Below are 14,757 nucleotides of genomic sequence, written 5' to 3'. Positions count from 1 at the left end.
GGGAAATCCTTGATTGGGGGATTGCAGAGGAGGCCGGCGGCGAAGTGCTCTACGCCTGCCATTTGTGGGTGGATGCACCCTGATCTTCCGATATGCGGAATTTTTAGCGATCCGGCAGGTGGTGACCGTTTAGATCGGGCTATTTCCCTTTGCTGGTCAGTTTCTCAGTGATCGATTGGACCACGTAATAGAGCATCGGGACGATGGCCATGCCGAGGATGGTGGCGGCGAGCATGCCGCCGAGCACGGCGGTGCCGAGGATCTGGCGTGATTCCGCGCCGGCGCCGGAGGCGATGACCAGTGGGATGACGCCAAGAACAAACGAGAGGGCGGTCATGAGTACGGCACGGAAGCGCAGTTTGACCGCTTCACAGGCGGCGTCGAAAATGCTCATGCCTTCGGCTCGCTTGACCGCTGCGAACTCGGTGAGGAGGATGGCGGTTTTGGCGGAAAGTCCAATCAACAAGACGATGCCGATCTGAGTGTAGACGTTGTTGTCCATGCCGCGGGCAATGATGGCGGCAATCAACCCGAGCAAGGCCACGGGAACCGCCAGACAGACCGAGATCGGGAGCGTCCAGCTTTCGTATTGGGCGGCGAGCACCAGGTAGACCATCAGGATGGAGAAGAGGAAGATCGCGCCCATTCCACCGGCGGCTTGTTTCTCTTGGAATGAGAGCTCCGACCAGCTGTAGCCCATTGATGGTGGCAGGTTCTTGTCGGCCATGTCTTCCATGATGGCCATGGCTTGTCCCGAACTGAAGCCTGGTGCTGGGTTGCCCATGATACGGGCGGCCGGGTACATGTTGAAACGGGTGATGGTTTGTGGTCCGAGGATTTCCCGTACTTCCGCCACGGCCCCCAGAGGGATCATCTGACCATTGGAGCCGCGGAGTTGCAGTTTGTTGACGTCATTGGGAACCGAGCGGAACACACCATCGGCCTGGGCAGTCACACGGTAGACGCGGCCAAACAACGTGAAGTCATTGATGTAGGCAGACCCGAGATAGATCTGCAAAGTGTCGAAAACCGAGGTCATTGAGGTTCCGGTGCGCTTTACCGCCTCGCGGTCGATGTCGATGAATAACTGCGGCACCGACGAACGGAAGGTGGAGCGGGCACCGGCGATTCCAGATTGTGCGGTGGCTTCCTGACTGAGTTGACCGGCGACGGCTTGCAGTTGCTCAAGCCCCGCGCCCTGGCGGTCCTGGAGCATGAAGGTGAATCCACCGGACATGCCGACCCCAGGCAGAGACGGCATTGGGAATGCGAATGCGGAGGCTTCCTGGATCGAGGCGAGGCTTTGGTTGATCTTCGGGATCAGCGCATCCTGATGGAGCGCGGGAGTTTTGCGATCATCCCAGGGATCGAAGGTGACCAGAATGAACGCGGTATTCGGGGCGACGGCGCTGTCGACGATCGAGTACCCATTAACGACGAGGTAGTCTTTGACCCCGTCGATTTGGGAGAGCAGTTCTTCCGCGTGGCGGGTGACTTCGTCGGTTCGCTGGACCGAGGCGCCGTCGGGCAGCTGAATGTTAATCATGCAGTAGCCTTCATCCTCCTGAGGCACGAAGCCGGTGGGCAGTCCGCCCAATCCCATCACAGCGAGCACCGTGCCGCCGATGAATAGAATCACCGCCAACGCGACCAGCTTCAAGGTGCGGCGTACGATGGCGACATAGCCTTTGTTGGCACCGGCGAGTGTGGAGTTGAAGGCTTTGTAGAGGCCTTTCGCTTCGCCCGGTGGCTTTTTCAGCAGGATCCCGCAAAGGGCCGGACTCAGGGTGAGCGCGCAGATCGAGCTGAAGACAGTCGCCACCGAGATAGTCACGGCAAATTGTTTGAACATGGTGCCGGTGATGCCTTCCATCATGGTCATGGGCACGAAAACCGAAAGAAGCACCAAGGTAGTGGCGACCACCGGGCCGGAGACTTCTTTCATGGCGGCGGTTGCGGCTTCCCTCCCTGTTAGCCCTTTCTCCAGATGGACGAAGGTGTTTTCGACCACGATGATGGCGTCGTCCACGACGATGCCGATGACCAGCACCAGTCCGAAGAGGGTGAGCTGGTTGAGAGAGAAGCCGAGCAGGAGCAGGACGAAAAACGTGCCGATCAATGACACCGGAATAGCGACGGCCGGGATCAGGGTGGCGCGTGCGTTCTGGAGGAAAATGTAGACCGTGAGCACCACCAGGATCAACGTGGCGATGAGTGTGGTGATGACCTCCTTGATCGACGCGTTGATGACGTCGGTGGAGTCATAGACGATGTGGTAGTCGACGCCTGCTGGGAAATCTTTCTTCAACCGGGCGAGTGTTTCTTTCACGCCATCGGCGACTTCGATCACGTTCGAGCCCGGGATCTGGAAGATGGCGATGGTAGCGGAGTCGGCTCCGGTGAGGCGGGATGAGAAATTGTAGACGTTGGAGCCGAGTTCGACGCGGGCGACGTCGCGCAGGCGCACGGTGCGTCCGCCCTCGGTGGTGGCGACGACGATGTTTTCGAATTCACTGACCTCGCTGAGGCGGCCTGTGGTGCTGAGCACGTATTCGGATGCGGTGCCTTCCGGTGATGGGGCCGCGCCGATTTTTCCTGCGGCGACCTGGATGTTTTGTTCGCGGACCGCGGAGATGACGTCGGAGGCGGCGAGTTTACGGGCGCGCAGTTGATCCGGGTTGAGCCAGATGCGCATGGAGAACTCGCCGGTGCCGTAGACGGTGACGTCCCCCACCCCGGGCACGCGGTAGATTTCGTCGCGGATGTTCAAGTTGGCGTAGTTGCTCAGAAAAGCATCATCATAGGTGCCGTCTGGCGAGATCAGGCCGGCGTAGAGCACGGTGTCGGTCGAGCGCTTTTTGACGGTGACCCCGGTACGTTTGACTTCTTCCGGCAGGCGCGATTGGGCGACTGCGACGCGGTTCTGGACCAGGACGTTGGCGATGTCCAGGTCTGTGCCTGATTCAAAGGTGACCGTAAGGTTCATGCTACCATCGTTGGCGCACACGCTGGACATATAGATCATGCCCTCCACCCCGTTGACTTCCTTTTCGATGGTGGCGGCGACGGTATCGGACACGGTGCGTGCGTCGGCCCCGGCGTAGGTGCATGAGACCTGGATCGTGGGCGGTGCCAGATCCGGGTAGCGGGCAACGGGTAGCGCAACCAGAGCCACCGCCCCAAGCACCACGATGACGATCGAGACCACCGAGGCGAAGACCGGGCGGTCGATGAAGAATTTGCTAAACATATCCGAGCGAGGGGTTCCGGGATGATGGGCTCATCCACTGTTGCCTTTATTGCTGGGTGGCCTGCTCTTTCTGGAGTTTGAGCTCGGCGGGTTGCTCTGGTTTCACCGCGTTGTTTTCCGCCATCGTTGGTGTGACTTGCGAGCCGTCGCGCGCCCGTTGCAATCCGGCGACGATGACGCGGTCGTCCTTGCCCAGCCCTTTTTGAATAATCACCTCACGTCGATTCGGTACGTTCGGGTCATCCGACTTCACGGTGACCACGGCTCCTGTCTCTACCCGGCGCAGCCGCACGGTGTCGCTTTCATCCACGACCCAGACGAAGTCCCCTTCCAGGTCCTGCATCACCGCGAGCGCTGGAATGAGCACCGCGTCTTTGATTTTCTCGGGATAGCCGATGGTGGCGAAAAGCCCCGATGCCAGTTTGTACTCAGGGTTCGGGAAGATCGCTCGGATACTGGCGGTGCGTGAGCTTTCGTCGACCCGGTTGTCAATGAAATCGATCTCACCCAGTTCGCCATAAATGGTACCGTCGGCGAGTTCGAGGCGGACTTTTTCAATGACGTCTTTGTTGTTGATGCCCTCGGCGGCCTTGTTGGCCCGGTAACGGTAGAACTCAAGCATTTGGCGCTCGGGTACCTCGAAGAAGACGCGGATCTCCTCGTCATTGATGATGGTCGTCAGCAGAGTGGCTTCGTTGTTGCCAACGAGGTTTCCGATATCCACCAATGCGCGCGACATACGGCCGGAGACTGGTGCTTTGATGTCGGTGTAGGAGAGGTCGAGCTTGGCGGTATCGAGTTTGGCTTCGGCTTGGTTGAGTACGGCCTGCGCTTCGGCGACCTGGGCTTGGGCGGTCTCGATGTCGAGCTCGGAGACGGCACGTGCACCGGCGCGCTGGAGGCGCCCGAGGTTCGTCTTGGCCAGATCCAAGGCGGCCTTGGCGCGGCTGACATCGGCAGTGGCCGCTTGCACCGCGGCCTCGTATTGGTCCTGCTCGATGAGGAACAACCGCTCCCCTTCTTTAACGACAGCACCCTCTTGGAAGGTGCGCTCCTCAAGCACTCCGCGCACCCTGGCCCGGATATCCACTTCCGCCACACCCGCCGTGGTCGCAGGGAACGTGCGATAGACCACTTCGTCACGAATCTCCGGGGTGGTTACCGTCACCGGTGGAGCGGTCGGTGGTGGCGCGTATTCGTTTTTCCCGCCGCAGCCGCAGATGGTGAAAACCGCCGCCACAGCGGCGAGTGAGACTATGATGTGTTGTCGGGTCATGAGCGTGGTGGATCGAGACGTTGTCATTGGTTACGAACGACAGGACGCCTCAGCCACTGCAGACCTCGTCACACAGCGAAAAAAGTAGACCGAGGGGGCGGCCTATTTTGTTATCTCTTTGCTCATTTTGGTGCCTCCACCGAGTGCCTTGTACAGGCGGACGTAGGCACTGGCGATGCGGCCCTTGCTGACGGCGGCCTCATCCTGACGCGTGAGAATGGTGCGCTGGGCGTCGAGTACATTTTGGAAGTCCACCAGACCTTCGGTGTAGCTGGTGGTTACCAGATCCACGGTTTGTTGGGCGGCATCGACTGCGTTCACGAGGGCACGATAGCGATCGCGCTCGTGGTAGGTGGATGCGAGATTGTTTTCGACATCCTCCACGCCTTTGAGCACGGCGTTTTCGTAAGCGTAGAGCGCTTGTTTGGTGCGTGATTCCTCAATTTTCACCAGATTGCGGACACGGCCCGCGTTGAACAGGTTCCAGCGGAATGAGGGTCCGAACGAGTAGGTGCTGGAGTCCGAATCCAAGAGGTTCGATCCATTTGCCGACTGGAAGGCGAACGTTCCACCCAGCGCAAAACGTGGATAGAGATCTGCCTCGGCCACACCAATGCGGGCGGTCTGGGCTGCGAGTTCGCGCTCTGCCTGGCGAACATCCGGTCGCGAGCGCAGCAGGTCGGCGGGCAAGCCGATGCCGGCGTTCGCTCCGGGCGAAGGGATACCACGTGATTTGGCGATCAGTTTCTCCGCTTCGTTTGGATAAGTACCCAGCAGAGCGGCGAGGCGGTTGATGGCCAAGGTGCGTTGCTCGCGCAGGAATGGGATCGCGGCACGGGTGCTGGCGAGGATGGAGCGGGCCTGACTGACGTCCAACTCGGGGACGAGTCCGGCACCGAAACGCTCTTCGGCGATCCCGAGCGAAGACCTTTGGACCTCGATGTTGTTCTGGGCCAACTCCAGCCGACGCTCGAATGTGCGAATATCGATATAACTTTGAGCGACTTCCGCGTACAAGGTCACCATGGTGTCGCGGTAGGCCTCTTCGATGGCCTCAGCCGAAGCGTCTGCGGATTCCACCGCGCGGCGGACACCGCCAAAGAAGTCGAGTTCCCATCCGGCGTTTGCGCCCGCGGTCCACTGGTCGAACTCCTGACCACCGAAGGGTGATCGGGGCTCGGTATTCGCACTGCTCTTACTGCGGCTCACTCCCCCTTCCCCATCGACTGATGGGAACAGCGCGCTACGGGCGACCCGACGGGCGGCACGTGCTTCCACCACCCGCTCCAACGCGATTTTCACGCTCGGGTTCGCATCGGCGGACTTTTCGATCAGCTCGTCCAGAGTCGGATCGTTGAGCTTGGTCCACCACTTCTCAAGCGACGAGGTGCTGGATCGCAGGTCGCTGGCGAGGCTTTGGTGCCAGGTATCCGGTGTCACCAGCTCGGGTGGTGCGTAGTTCTCACCCACGATCATACAGCTGTTGAGAGCGAGTGCTGCCAATGGAGCGGCCATGGCACCGGCGATGGATGGAATTCGGATCCGGCTGGACATAGTCGTGTCACAATCCGAAGGATCGCTAGATTTGTCCATTCTATTCTGATGGCAGAGGTTAGCGAGGGTTGCCCCTAATCTATTAGAGGTGAAATCGGAGCGGGTTTGGGGCGAGTCGCCGATCTACCGGAGGAATGGAGATGCCTTGGGCTTCGGGGCTTGTTTGAGGGGCGTGTGCCAAGTTCCTCTTTCTGCGGGGAGCTGCCGTCGGTGAAGCCGGAGCGTACCAGTTGAACGAGCGGCAGTTGTGTCAGTCGTTCGATACAGCTATGAATTTGGGGTGGCTCCTGCGGTTGAATTGAATCAAACGTACGTTTCCGTGCCTCCCGATGGCTCTATTTTCTAGAACGGAATGGGAAGTTAGAATGAAAATTGTCGGTATGCTTTTAAATTTTCCGTAAATTTGAGAGTCTCATGTATGCATCTTATGGCGTATCCCTTGGGATGGAACCATTTGATTTCCAGTGATTCGCGGCTAATCTTGCCGCTCGGCTCAAGGCTGATTCTCTTTTTCTAGAAATATTCCCACTCACTATAATTTTTATAAGATAGGCGTTGACCATGCGGAGGACGCTTTGCTTGAATCCCGGTCTATTCGGCAAAGTCTCTTGCTGATGGTCTCGATCCATCTCTCCCCCCCCGAACCGGATCGCCCATTAAATTCCAACCCCTGCACCCGAACCGATGATCGAACGAAAGCGCGTCGCCCTCCTGCACAAAGAATGGTGTGAAACCTCCAGCCGTTTTATCGAGGGCGTTTTCTCAGTAGCTGGTATCCGCCAGCGTTGTGAGTTCCGGGATTTCCCGCTCACACGTGGCAATTCCGAGCTTTTCTTCCCGGCGCAATGGCGTCCGGACGGCATTTTGATGGCGATGGACGAGGGGGATCCACGAGCGGACCTGATCCTTGCGATGGGGATTCCTACGGTGAAATTGCACCCTGAGTGGCACAATGACCCGTTCACCACGGTGAGCTCGGACATTTTGTCGATGGGGCGTCTGGCATTGCGTCACTTCCAGCATCTTTCGTTCCAGGATATCGTGTTGGCGGTACCACAGGGAGCGCGTGAGGGCGGACGTATGGTGCGATTGATGAAGCGGTTGTGTGCCTCTTATGGGATGAAGGGATTCAACGCGATTGAATTGCCGGCCAATGTGCACACCGATTTCGAGCCAGGTTCTGTGGGCTATGTGAAGTTGGAGAAGCAGTTCCGTTCGTTGCGCCGTCCATTTGGCTTGCTGACGATGCGTTCCGATGACGCGGTGTTCCTGTGCAATTTCTGCAAAGAGATCGGGCTGTCGATTCCTGGCGAAGCTGGGATTCTGGCACCGAGCGACACGATCAAGACTCAGTTTTGTGATCCTCCGTTGTCTGCATTGGTGCAGGACAGCAAAGAGATCGCGCGGCATGGCATGGAAATGCTTGAGCAGATGATGGAAGGCGACGCCCCTGAGAAGCAGGTGGTGCGCGTTCCGGTTTCCGGTCTGCATGCGCGGGCATCGACGCTCGGTGACGATCCAATCGACCGCAGCATTGAGCGCATCCGTCAGATCATCCAAGAGCGCGCGTGCGAAGGCATCACCGTGGAAGAACTTCTGGGCCGCGTGGATATGTCGCGTCCGACGCTTGAGAAGCGTTACCGCGAACTGACCGGAGTTTCGCCGGCGCAGGACATTCGCCGCATCCGCGCAGAGAAGGCGCGTGAGTTGCTGACCCGCACTGATCTTCCGGTGGCGAAAGTGGCGCGTGCGGTTGGCTTTGATGATCCGCGGCCGTTCATGGTGTTCTTCAAGCGTGAGTTCAAGAAGACGCCGGGCGCATACCGCACGGCTCACGCCTGATGGTTTTTTACGATTTATGATGAGCGGGCTCCCGAGTGGAGCCCGCTTTTTTTGTCGACTTCGGATATCGTCGATCGGAGAGTGTGGGTGGTTGTTTTTTTTTGCGCAGTCGATTGAATTTGAGTGAGTGATGATGGGTGTGCGACAACTTCTTATCTTGGGAGCTGCTTGCCTGGTTTCGGTGTTGGCGGTCTTGTGGCTGCGGCAGCGGCCAGTGGCGGACAGTGCGCAAGCCGAGCCGGCGCCACGCGAGATGAATGAAGTGAACGTAAGCCCGAGACCATTGGTTTGGTCCGGGCGCGTGCGCGCTGCGAGCGGTAGGGTGCTGGTGGGGAGTGAGGTTCCGTCAGACGAGAGCCGTCGGGTTATTGCGGACGAGCTTGTGGTGATCTTGCCTGACGGGGTGAGTGGCGCGCAGATTGCGGCTCATTATGGGGCGGACGTGGTTGGGGAAATGCCTGCGGTCGGGGCGTATCGGTTGCGTTTTGGTTCGGCAGATCTTGCCCGTGAGGCCCGGCAAGCGATGGCCGGGGACCGCGGGGTGACGCGGATTGAATCGAACTACGTTGTTACTCCGCCGCCGGCGATTGCACTGACTGGAACGGAAGCGGGTGGGGTGTTCTCCGACAAGCAGCTGAAGCCTATTGATAGTGATTCGCCACTGGTGATTGGTTTGGTGGACACGTCGGTCTCAGCTCCGCTGCGTGGTGCGGAGGGATTTGTGCTTGGTGTTGATGGTGTGGCGGCTGTGGCCGGTCAACCGACTCATGGGGATGCGGTTGCGGCGTCGATGATGGTCGGGCTTTCTTCGGTGTTGGGTGAGTCCGCCGAATCCTCGGTGAAGATTTTGCCGGTGGATATTTATGGTGGCGCTGCGACTACCAGTAGTTATCAGGTGGCGCAGGGAGTGGCGGACGCCATCGAACAAGGAGCCGCCGTGGTTAACCTGAGCCTCGGTTCGGACGCTCAGAGTGGGTTGTTACAAGATGTGGTAGCCGTCGGAGATGAACTCGGAGTGATCTTCGTTGGCGCGGCAGGCAACGAGCCTGTAACTGCCGAGGTTTATCCTGCCGCTTACCCGGAAGTGCTTGCGGTGACGTCGGTGGAGCCGGACGGGCGCTACGCCGATTATGCGAACCGCGGCGAGTTCGTGGATGTCGGAGCGCCGGGGCTGGTGCGCTTCGATTACGAGAGTTCCACTTACCTTTCCGCGGGGACCTCAATGGCCGCTGGAGTAGTGAGTGGCATGATCGCAGCGGTTGCGGAAAAAGAGGGGCTCACATTGAAAGAAGCCCGGGAACGGGTGGAGTCGCAGCTTGCCGTGGAAGCCGGCGATGCTCAGTGAGCGGTGTGGCACTCGTTGTTGCCGAGAGTGGCTCCCTTGCTAGGAGAAGCGGGGTGGTCCTTTGGTGTTATTTAATCAGGTACCAAACAATGGCGCTCCACAAGGCGATGTTGAGAGCGATGGCGATCAGGGGCGCGAATTGAACTTTGAGACTCATGGACTTGGACGTTTTGATGTTGAACGTTGTTTGGATCGGGGGAGTCCAAATGGTTTTACGTTTGTATATCCGGAGTCGGGGCTAAAACTTTGTACTTTTTTTGAACGCGCGTGGATTTCTGTAATCGGGGTGGTGATTTGGTCAATTTGGCGAGTCGCTGAAAGGGAATGTCGGTGTCTTGTTTGCAAATGACCTGAAGGATCGTGAATGGTGGGCGGCGTGATTGGATGGAGGAATGGTTTTACTTGCAGAGGCCCCAGGTATGCCCCACAACAGAAAGCCTATGATTGAAACTCCAACAGACGTCGGCGGCGTGCCAAGTGATGCGGATGTGACCGCATCCGGACTGGCCTCGAAAGTGCTTACTCCAGGGACTGGAAGCGAGCACCCAAAAGCAACGGACACCGTGACTGTCCACTATTCGGGATGGACGACAGACGGTCGGCTTTTCGACAGCTCGGTTGAGCGTGGCCAGACGATCAGCTTCCCATTGAGCGGAGTGATCGGTGGGTGGACCGAGGGCTTGCAGTTGATGACCGTGGGGGAGAAGCGTCGCTTCTGGATCCCTGCCAAGCTGGCATACGGCGAGAACCCGCCTCCGGGTTATCCTGCGGGTATGCTGGTGTTTGATGTCGAGTTGTTCGGCATCAACTAAGCGCTACCAGAGCTTCTTTAGATCAAGCGTCGGCGGGTTTCCTGTCGGCGCTTGTTTCGTCTACGATCCAGCCGAGGTAATCAGGGAGGCCATCTTCGATATTGATGGCGATGAGTTCGGGTGAGTCGTAGGGGTGGAGGTCGTTGAGTAGGAGCTTGAGCTCTGAGAACACGGCGCTGGTGGTTTTTATCAGCGCGACGATTTCGTCATCGGCGTGTACCTGGTCCTGCCAGCGGTAGATGGAGGTTGCGCCTGGTAGGAGGTTGACGCAGGCGGCTAGTTTTTGATCGATGAGTACACTGGCGATTTCCCTTGCGATATGATCGCTGGGGAATGTGGTCACAGCGAGGAGTGGCGGTGGGAAGTCTGACGCGCTCATGTCTTCTTTGGTAGCAAGAATCGGGCTTGGATCACAGGAGCAAGTCACCGTGTCTCAAAATTGTGAGGTGTGGAGCATCGGGGCGTGACAAATCGTCGCACGGAGGTGACAGTGCGCAGCAACGAATCATGAAGACGGGATTCTTTGATAAATTGATCGAGCGGGTGGACCGTTTGGATCCGGCCCAGGTGCAGGACACGTTGCTTCGTTTGCTGCGTGAGCGTGGGTTTATGGAGAGTGTGTTCCAGGCGATGCAGGAGGGGGTGTTGGTATTGGATTTGGAGGGAACGATCACGTATTTGAATGACTCGGCGTGCACATTGTTTGGGATGCTCGAGGATCAGGCGTTGGGGCAGTCTGTGGCTGGGAGGATCCACGGGTTGGATTGGGCGACCTTGGTAGATGAGCGGCGGGTGGTGAGCCGTGATTTGGAAGTAACGTATCCGGATCATCGGTTTCTGAACTTCTATCTGGCTCCGATCGGGGGCGGTGAGGATGAGTCGGAGTTGGTTGGTTATGTGATGTTGGTGCGGGATGTGACGCGCGATCGCCAGGTGGAAGAGCGCAAGCTGGAGAGCGACCGTGAGTCGATGATGACCTTGTTGGCAGCGGGGGTGGCGCATGAGTTGGGTAACCCATTGAATTCGTTGACGATCCACTTGCAGTTGCTCGAGAGGAAGATGCGCAAATTGCCAGCCGAGCTGCGCGAGGAGTTGGGTGGGTTGGTAAAGACGGCACAGGATGAGATCAAGCGGCTCGACTTCATCATTGATCAGTTTTTACACGCAGTGCGGCCGACGAGTCCGCAGCGGGAGTGGTGTGACATCAACCGGTTGGTAGAGGACGCAGTGCACTTCCTGCGACCTGAGTTTGACGCGAATGATTGTGAGATCAGTTGTGATTTGGAAGCCGGGCTGCCGGGATTGGAAGTGGATCCCAACCAGATCACGCAGGCATTGTACAATGTGTTGCGAAATGCGATGCAGGCGACTTCTCAGACAGTGGCACCGGTGCGCAAAGTGCGGGTGGCGACTTCGACCGATGATGTCGCGGTGTCGATTGCCATTCGTGACAATGGGCCAGGGATTCCTAGCGAGAACATGGGCAAGATTTTCCAGCCGTACTTTACAACCAAGGCCGGGGGGACTGGACTTGGGTTGATGATCGTCCGCAGGATCGTGCGCGACCATGGCGGGGACATCACATTGGATAGCCAGCGGGATCGTGGCATGAACGTGGTGCTGAACTTACCTCTGGCACAGCCGCGGATGCGCTATCTTGAGAGCTCGGAGGGGACTGCTGCCGAAGAACCGATGCAGCATGAGTCTCGCCGCCGCGCGATTGATGTTGATGTCTCGATCGAACATGATTGAAATTTTCTAGCTTATGGATGTGACCGTATTGGTAGTCGACGACGAAAAGAACACCCGCGATGGACTGCGGATGTCGCTTGAGGATAGCTTCGACGTCTATGTGGCGGCGGACATCGCGGGGGCGATGGAAGTGCTGAAGTCCGAGCAAGTGGATATCGTTCTGACCGACCTGCGGTTGGCGGGTGAGAGTGGGATGGATTTGTTGGGCAAGGTGTTGGCACTGCCCGAGCCTCCGATTTGCATTGTGATGACGGCCTATGGATCGGTGGATCTTGCGGTGGATGCGATGCGCCAGGGGGCGTATGACTTCATCACCAAGCCGCTCAATATTGACGAGCTTGAGATGTTGCTGAAGCGGGCGCTCCGTGGGCGATCGCTGGAGAAGGAGAACCGCGTGCTCAAGGCGAAGCAACGTCAGGAGCGCTCGTTCAAGCGTTTGCTTGGCCGGTCTGCGCCGATGGCAGGGGTGATGGAGCGGATCGAACAAGTGGCGCCGACGCGTGCCACGGTGTTGGTCGAGGGCGAGAGCGGCACGGGCAAGGAGCTGGCGGCGCACGCGCTGCATGAGCTCAGCGGGCGCAAGCAGGACGGTTTGGTGATCGTGCATTGCGCGGCATTGTCTCCGCAGTTGTTGGAGAGCGAGTTGTTTGGCCATGAGAAAGGCGCGTTCACCGGGGCATCGACACGGCGGATCGGGCGCATCGAGCAGGCCCAGGGCGGGACATTGTTCCTCGATGAGATCGGTGAGATCGATGAGTCCACCCAAGTGAAGTTGCTGCGGGTGCTCGGTGAGCGGACGATCGAGCGCGTGGGCGGCAATGAATCGATCAAGGTCGATGTGCGCGTGGTGGCTGCGACCAACCGCGACCTGCAGGCAATGGTGGAAAAGGGCGAGTTCCGCGAGGATCTGTATTTCCGACTCAATGTGGTGCATCTAACTATGCCACCGCTGCGCGCGAGGCGTGAGGACATCTTGATGATGGCGACAACGTTTCTTGAGGAGTTCTCGCGTGAGAACAATCGGGAAGTGCGGCCGCTGTCGGATGCGGCGCGTCAGTGTTTGTTGGACTACGGCTGGCCAGGCAACGTGCGTGAGTTACGCACGGCGATGGAGCATGCGGTGGTGTTGGCAACGGGGGATCAAATTGAACCTCGGGATTTGCCTGATGCGCTGACCGGTGGTCGTTCGTTGCGGTTGCAGGGGGCGCGGGATGCCACTCCTCAGCCGCCGAGCCGTGACGTGCCGGACATTCTCGACGCCGGGGACTCGGGCGATGACATGTTCAACCTGGAAGCGATGGAGCGTCGGTTGATCAGCCGTGCTTTGGCGCGTTGTAAAGACAACCGCACCGAAGCCGCCAAGTTGTTGGGGATTTCGCGCCGCACGTTGCAGCGCAAGTTGAAGGATCTGTGAGCGGGAGGAGGTGGGGTTTACCGGAGTCCTGTAAACCGTCCCTACGGGACGCCTCATCCTTGCGCTCCTATCCGGAGGTTGAAACCTCCGGCTAACCACTAAGCTGTCGCTTCGCGACGGATTCGATCACCTAGGCGTGCATCCTGACGACCGGAGTTGTCGTTGTCTTCGCCCCCTGTGACGTTGTCCCGGGCTGGTATGAGCGGTTGCTGCTAGAGGACGTCGGTTGCCGCATGAGCGCCAACGCGCAGCCAGCGGTAGGCGACCGCCGCAACGAGGCTCATCAATGGAATGACAATGATGAGGCCGATGAAGAGGGTGAGGCCGCTTGCGCAGAAGAGTCCGAAATAGATGAGGCCGATCAGAGCGAGGCGCCAGAAGTTGTTGCGGGTGATGTTCCAGCTGTCTTTGAGGGCCGCCACCGGGCCACAATTGCGGTCGACAATGCTGTAGGTGTAGAACAGCAAACGGGCGAAGAAGTACATGTAGAGGCAGACCGCTAGCAAAGATCCGGCCAAGATCAATGGCACACCTAATGGAGAATCCTGCATGGCGAGTGTGAATCCGGCGAACGCCAAGGCTCCGCCTGGTACGGCGCTAGCGATGAGAATGACGTAGAGAAGGATACCGCCTGCGATATTTTTCCACGCCTTGGATTTCTCGGCGAGGATGCTTCCGGCGCTGAGATCCTGACGCGTTACCACGTTGAGCATGAAGCGGCAGAAGAAGAGCATCAGGATGCCGTTGGCCACGAAAGAGATCACCTGCGTGACCGGGTGGGCCTGAGGCTGTGTTGCGAGAGCTTGTGAGAATTCGGAGGGTAGGTCAAAGCCTGAGACATCGACGTACACCGGCGGGAAGATGCTGTTGCAGATCAGGTTGATTGCCATGGAGGCCGCGACGAAGGCGATCCAGAACAACGTGACGGGTCCGGCGTTGTTACGCAGTGCGCGCCAGCCTGCAGCGAGAGCCATGGTGGGTTCGATGGGAGAGCTTCCCGGGGTGATGTCCGCGCGGTCGGGAGCGGGGCCGACTGGAGCATAGTAGCCGACGGTGGATGGGGCGGCGTATGGGTTCGACGGCGTGGAGCCGGTGCCATCAGGGAGTGGTGGTGGCGTGCTGGATGGTTGCAGCCCCGGGATCTGGTCGGCGCGGGACCACTCGTCCATGCCCTTGGTCCAGACCAGGTTTTCCGAATTGGTGAAGTGGCCGCTGGCCGCCAGGTTTTTCAGGGTTTCGAAAGAAACGGGTCCGTTGGATTGTCCGTTGCTGGTGTAGAACCATTCGCTCATAGGGCGGGACTATAGCCATCCTATGAGCGATTGCGAGGCTCAGTGAGCGGGACGGTGATCGAAGATTCGCTCTGATATTGATCCGAGTTAGGCTTCCCGCTGGATAAACCGTCCCGATGGGACGCCATATTCTTGAACTTCTATCCGGAGGTTGAACCCTCCGGCTAACCGGTAAGCTGTCGCTTCGCGACGAACTCGATCACTCAAGGTTGCCTCGTGC

10 protein-coding genes are annotated in these 14,757 nt (G+C 58.6%); 5 read left to right on the top strand and 5 right to left on the bottom strand.

The window, feature by feature from the left end; genetic code table 11:
* Window positions 1–139: 139 nt before the first annotated feature.
* The 3 genes from G3M56_RS01720 to G3M56_RS01710 form a co-directional block, all read right to left on the bottom strand.
* Window positions 140–3,250, bottom strand: a complete 3,111-nt coding sequence (locus tag G3M56_RS01720) for an efflux RND transporter permease subunit (protein WP_164363843.1) — start codon at window positions 3,248–3,250, stop codon at window positions 140–142.
* A gap of 46 nt (window positions 3,251–3,296) precedes the next feature.
* On the bottom strand, window positions 3,297–4,526 hold the full coding sequence (locus tag G3M56_RS01715; protein ID WP_164363844.1) for an efflux RND transporter periplasmic adaptor subunit: 1,230 nt from the start codon (window positions 4,524–4,526) through the stop codon (window positions 3,297–3,299).
* Between the two features lie 102 nt (window positions 4,527–4,628).
* Window positions 4,629–6,080: an efflux transporter outer membrane subunit gene (locus G3M56_RS01710; protein WP_164363845.1), complete on the bottom strand. Its 1,452-nt coding sequence runs from the start codon at window positions 6,078–6,080 to the stop codon at window positions 4,629–4,631.
* A 684-nt stretch (window positions 6,081–6,764) separates the two neighbouring features.
* Here G3M56_RS01710 and G3M56_RS01705 point away from each other — a divergent pair.
* The 3 genes from G3M56_RS01705 (at window position 6,765) to G3M56_RS01695 (ending at window position 10,079) form a co-directional block, all read left to right on the top strand.
* Entirely contained in the window at window positions 6,765–7,922 is a 1,158-nt protein-coding gene (locus G3M56_RS01705) for a helix-turn-helix domain-containing protein (RefSeq protein WP_164363846.1), read from the top strand.
* Between the two features lie 157 nt (window positions 7,923–8,079).
* Window positions 8,080–9,267 carry a S8 family serine peptidase gene (locus G3M56_RS01700; protein WP_164363847.1) on the top strand — a complete coding sequence of 396 codons (1,188 nt, stop codon included), beginning with the start codon at window positions 8,080–8,082 and terminating at the stop codon, window positions 9,265–9,267.
* A gap of 440 nt (window positions 9,268–9,707) precedes the next feature.
* The gene (locus tag G3M56_RS01695; protein WP_235203527.1) at window positions 9,708–10,079 is read left to right on the top strand and encodes an FKBP-type peptidyl-prolyl cis-trans isomerase; all 372 of its coding nucleotides are present in this window, start codon (window positions 9,708–9,710) and stop codon (window positions 10,077–10,079) included.
* A gap of 22 nt (window positions 10,080–10,101) precedes the next feature.
* Here the strand turns inward: G3M56_RS01695 and cutA are convergent, their stop codons facing one another.
* Window positions 10,102–10,458 carry a divalent-cation tolerance protein CutA gene (cutA, locus tag G3M56_RS01690; protein WP_164363849.1) on the bottom strand — a complete coding sequence of 119 codons (357 nt, stop codon included), beginning with the start codon at window positions 10,456–10,458 and terminating at the stop codon, window positions 10,102–10,104.
* Window positions 10,459–10,586: 128 nt separating this feature from the next.
* Here cutA and G3M56_RS01685 point away from each other — a divergent pair, with 128 nt between their 5' ends.
* Both G3M56_RS01685 and G3M56_RS01680 read left to right on the top strand, forming a co-directional pair.
* The gene (locus G3M56_RS01685) at window positions 10,587–11,831 is read left to right on the top strand and encodes a two-component system sensor histidine kinase NtrB (protein WP_164363850.1); all 1,245 of its coding nucleotides are present in this window, start codon (window positions 10,587–10,589) and stop codon (window positions 11,829–11,831) included.
* 13 nt (window positions 11,832–11,844) lie between these two features.
* Window positions 11,845–13,245: a sigma-54-dependent transcriptional regulator gene (locus G3M56_RS01680; RefSeq protein ID WP_164363851.1), complete on the top strand. Its 1,401-nt coding sequence runs from the start codon at window positions 11,845–11,847 to the stop codon at window positions 13,243–13,245.
* Window positions 13,246–13,457: 212 nt separating this feature from the next.
* On the opposite strand, the gene G3M56_RS01675 is transcribed toward G3M56_RS01680, so the two are convergent.
* Complete coding sequence (locus G3M56_RS01675) at window positions 13,458–14,537, bottom strand: GYF domain-containing protein (protein WP_164363852.1); 1,080 nt, start codon at window positions 14,535–14,537, stop codon at window positions 13,458–13,460.
* Window positions 14,538–14,757 lie beyond the last annotated feature (220 nt).

Origin of the sequence: Sulfuriroseicoccus oceanibius, from assembly GCF_010681825.2 — a bacterium.
In the GTDB taxonomy this organism is placed as follows: domain Bacteria; phylum Verrucomicrobiota; class Verrucomicrobiia; order Verrucomicrobiales; family SLCJ01; genus Sulfuriroseicoccus; species Sulfuriroseicoccus oceanibius.
Note: the sequence above shows the minus strand (reverse complement) of the source record. Positions and strands in the feature narration are given on the sequence as shown.

What these genes read in the sequence shown, in the direction of transcription:
- G3M56_RS01720 (WP_164363843.1), bottom strand. Translation starts at nt 3,250, where the DNA reads ATGTTTAGCAAATTCTTCATCGACCGCCCGGTCTTCGCCTCGGTGGTC.
- G3M56_RS01715 (WP_164363844.1), bottom strand. Translation starts at nt 4,526, where the DNA reads ATGACCCGACAACACATCATAGTCTCACTCGCCGCTGTGGCGGCGGTT.
- G3M56_RS01710 (WP_164363845.1), bottom strand. Translation starts at nt 6,080, where the DNA reads ATGTCCAGCCGGATCCGAATTCCATCCATCGCCGGTGCCATGGCCGCT.
- G3M56_RS01705 (WP_164363846.1), top strand. Translation starts at nt 6,765, where the DNA reads ATGATCGAACGAAAGCGCGTCGCCCTCCTGCACAAAGAATGGTGTGAA.
- G3M56_RS01695 (WP_235203527.1), top strand. Translation starts at nt 9,708, where the DNA reads ATGATTGAAACTCCAACAGACGTCGGCGGCGTGCCAAGTGATGCGGAT.
- cutA (WP_164363849.1), bottom strand. Translation starts at nt 10,458, where the DNA reads ATGAGCGCGTCAGACTTCCCACCGCCACTCCTCGCTGTGACCACATTC.
- G3M56_RS01685 (WP_164363850.1), top strand. Translation starts at nt 10,587, where the DNA reads ATGAAGACGGGATTCTTTGATAAATTGATCGAGCGGGTGGACCGTTTG.
- G3M56_RS01680 (WP_164363851.1), top strand. Translation starts at nt 11,845, where the DNA reads ATGGATGTGACCGTATTGGTAGTCGACGACGAAAAGAACACCCGCGAT.
- G3M56_RS01675 (WP_164363852.1), bottom strand. Translation starts at nt 14,537, where the DNA reads ATGAGCGAATGGTTCTACACCAGCAACGGACAATCCAACGGACCCGTT.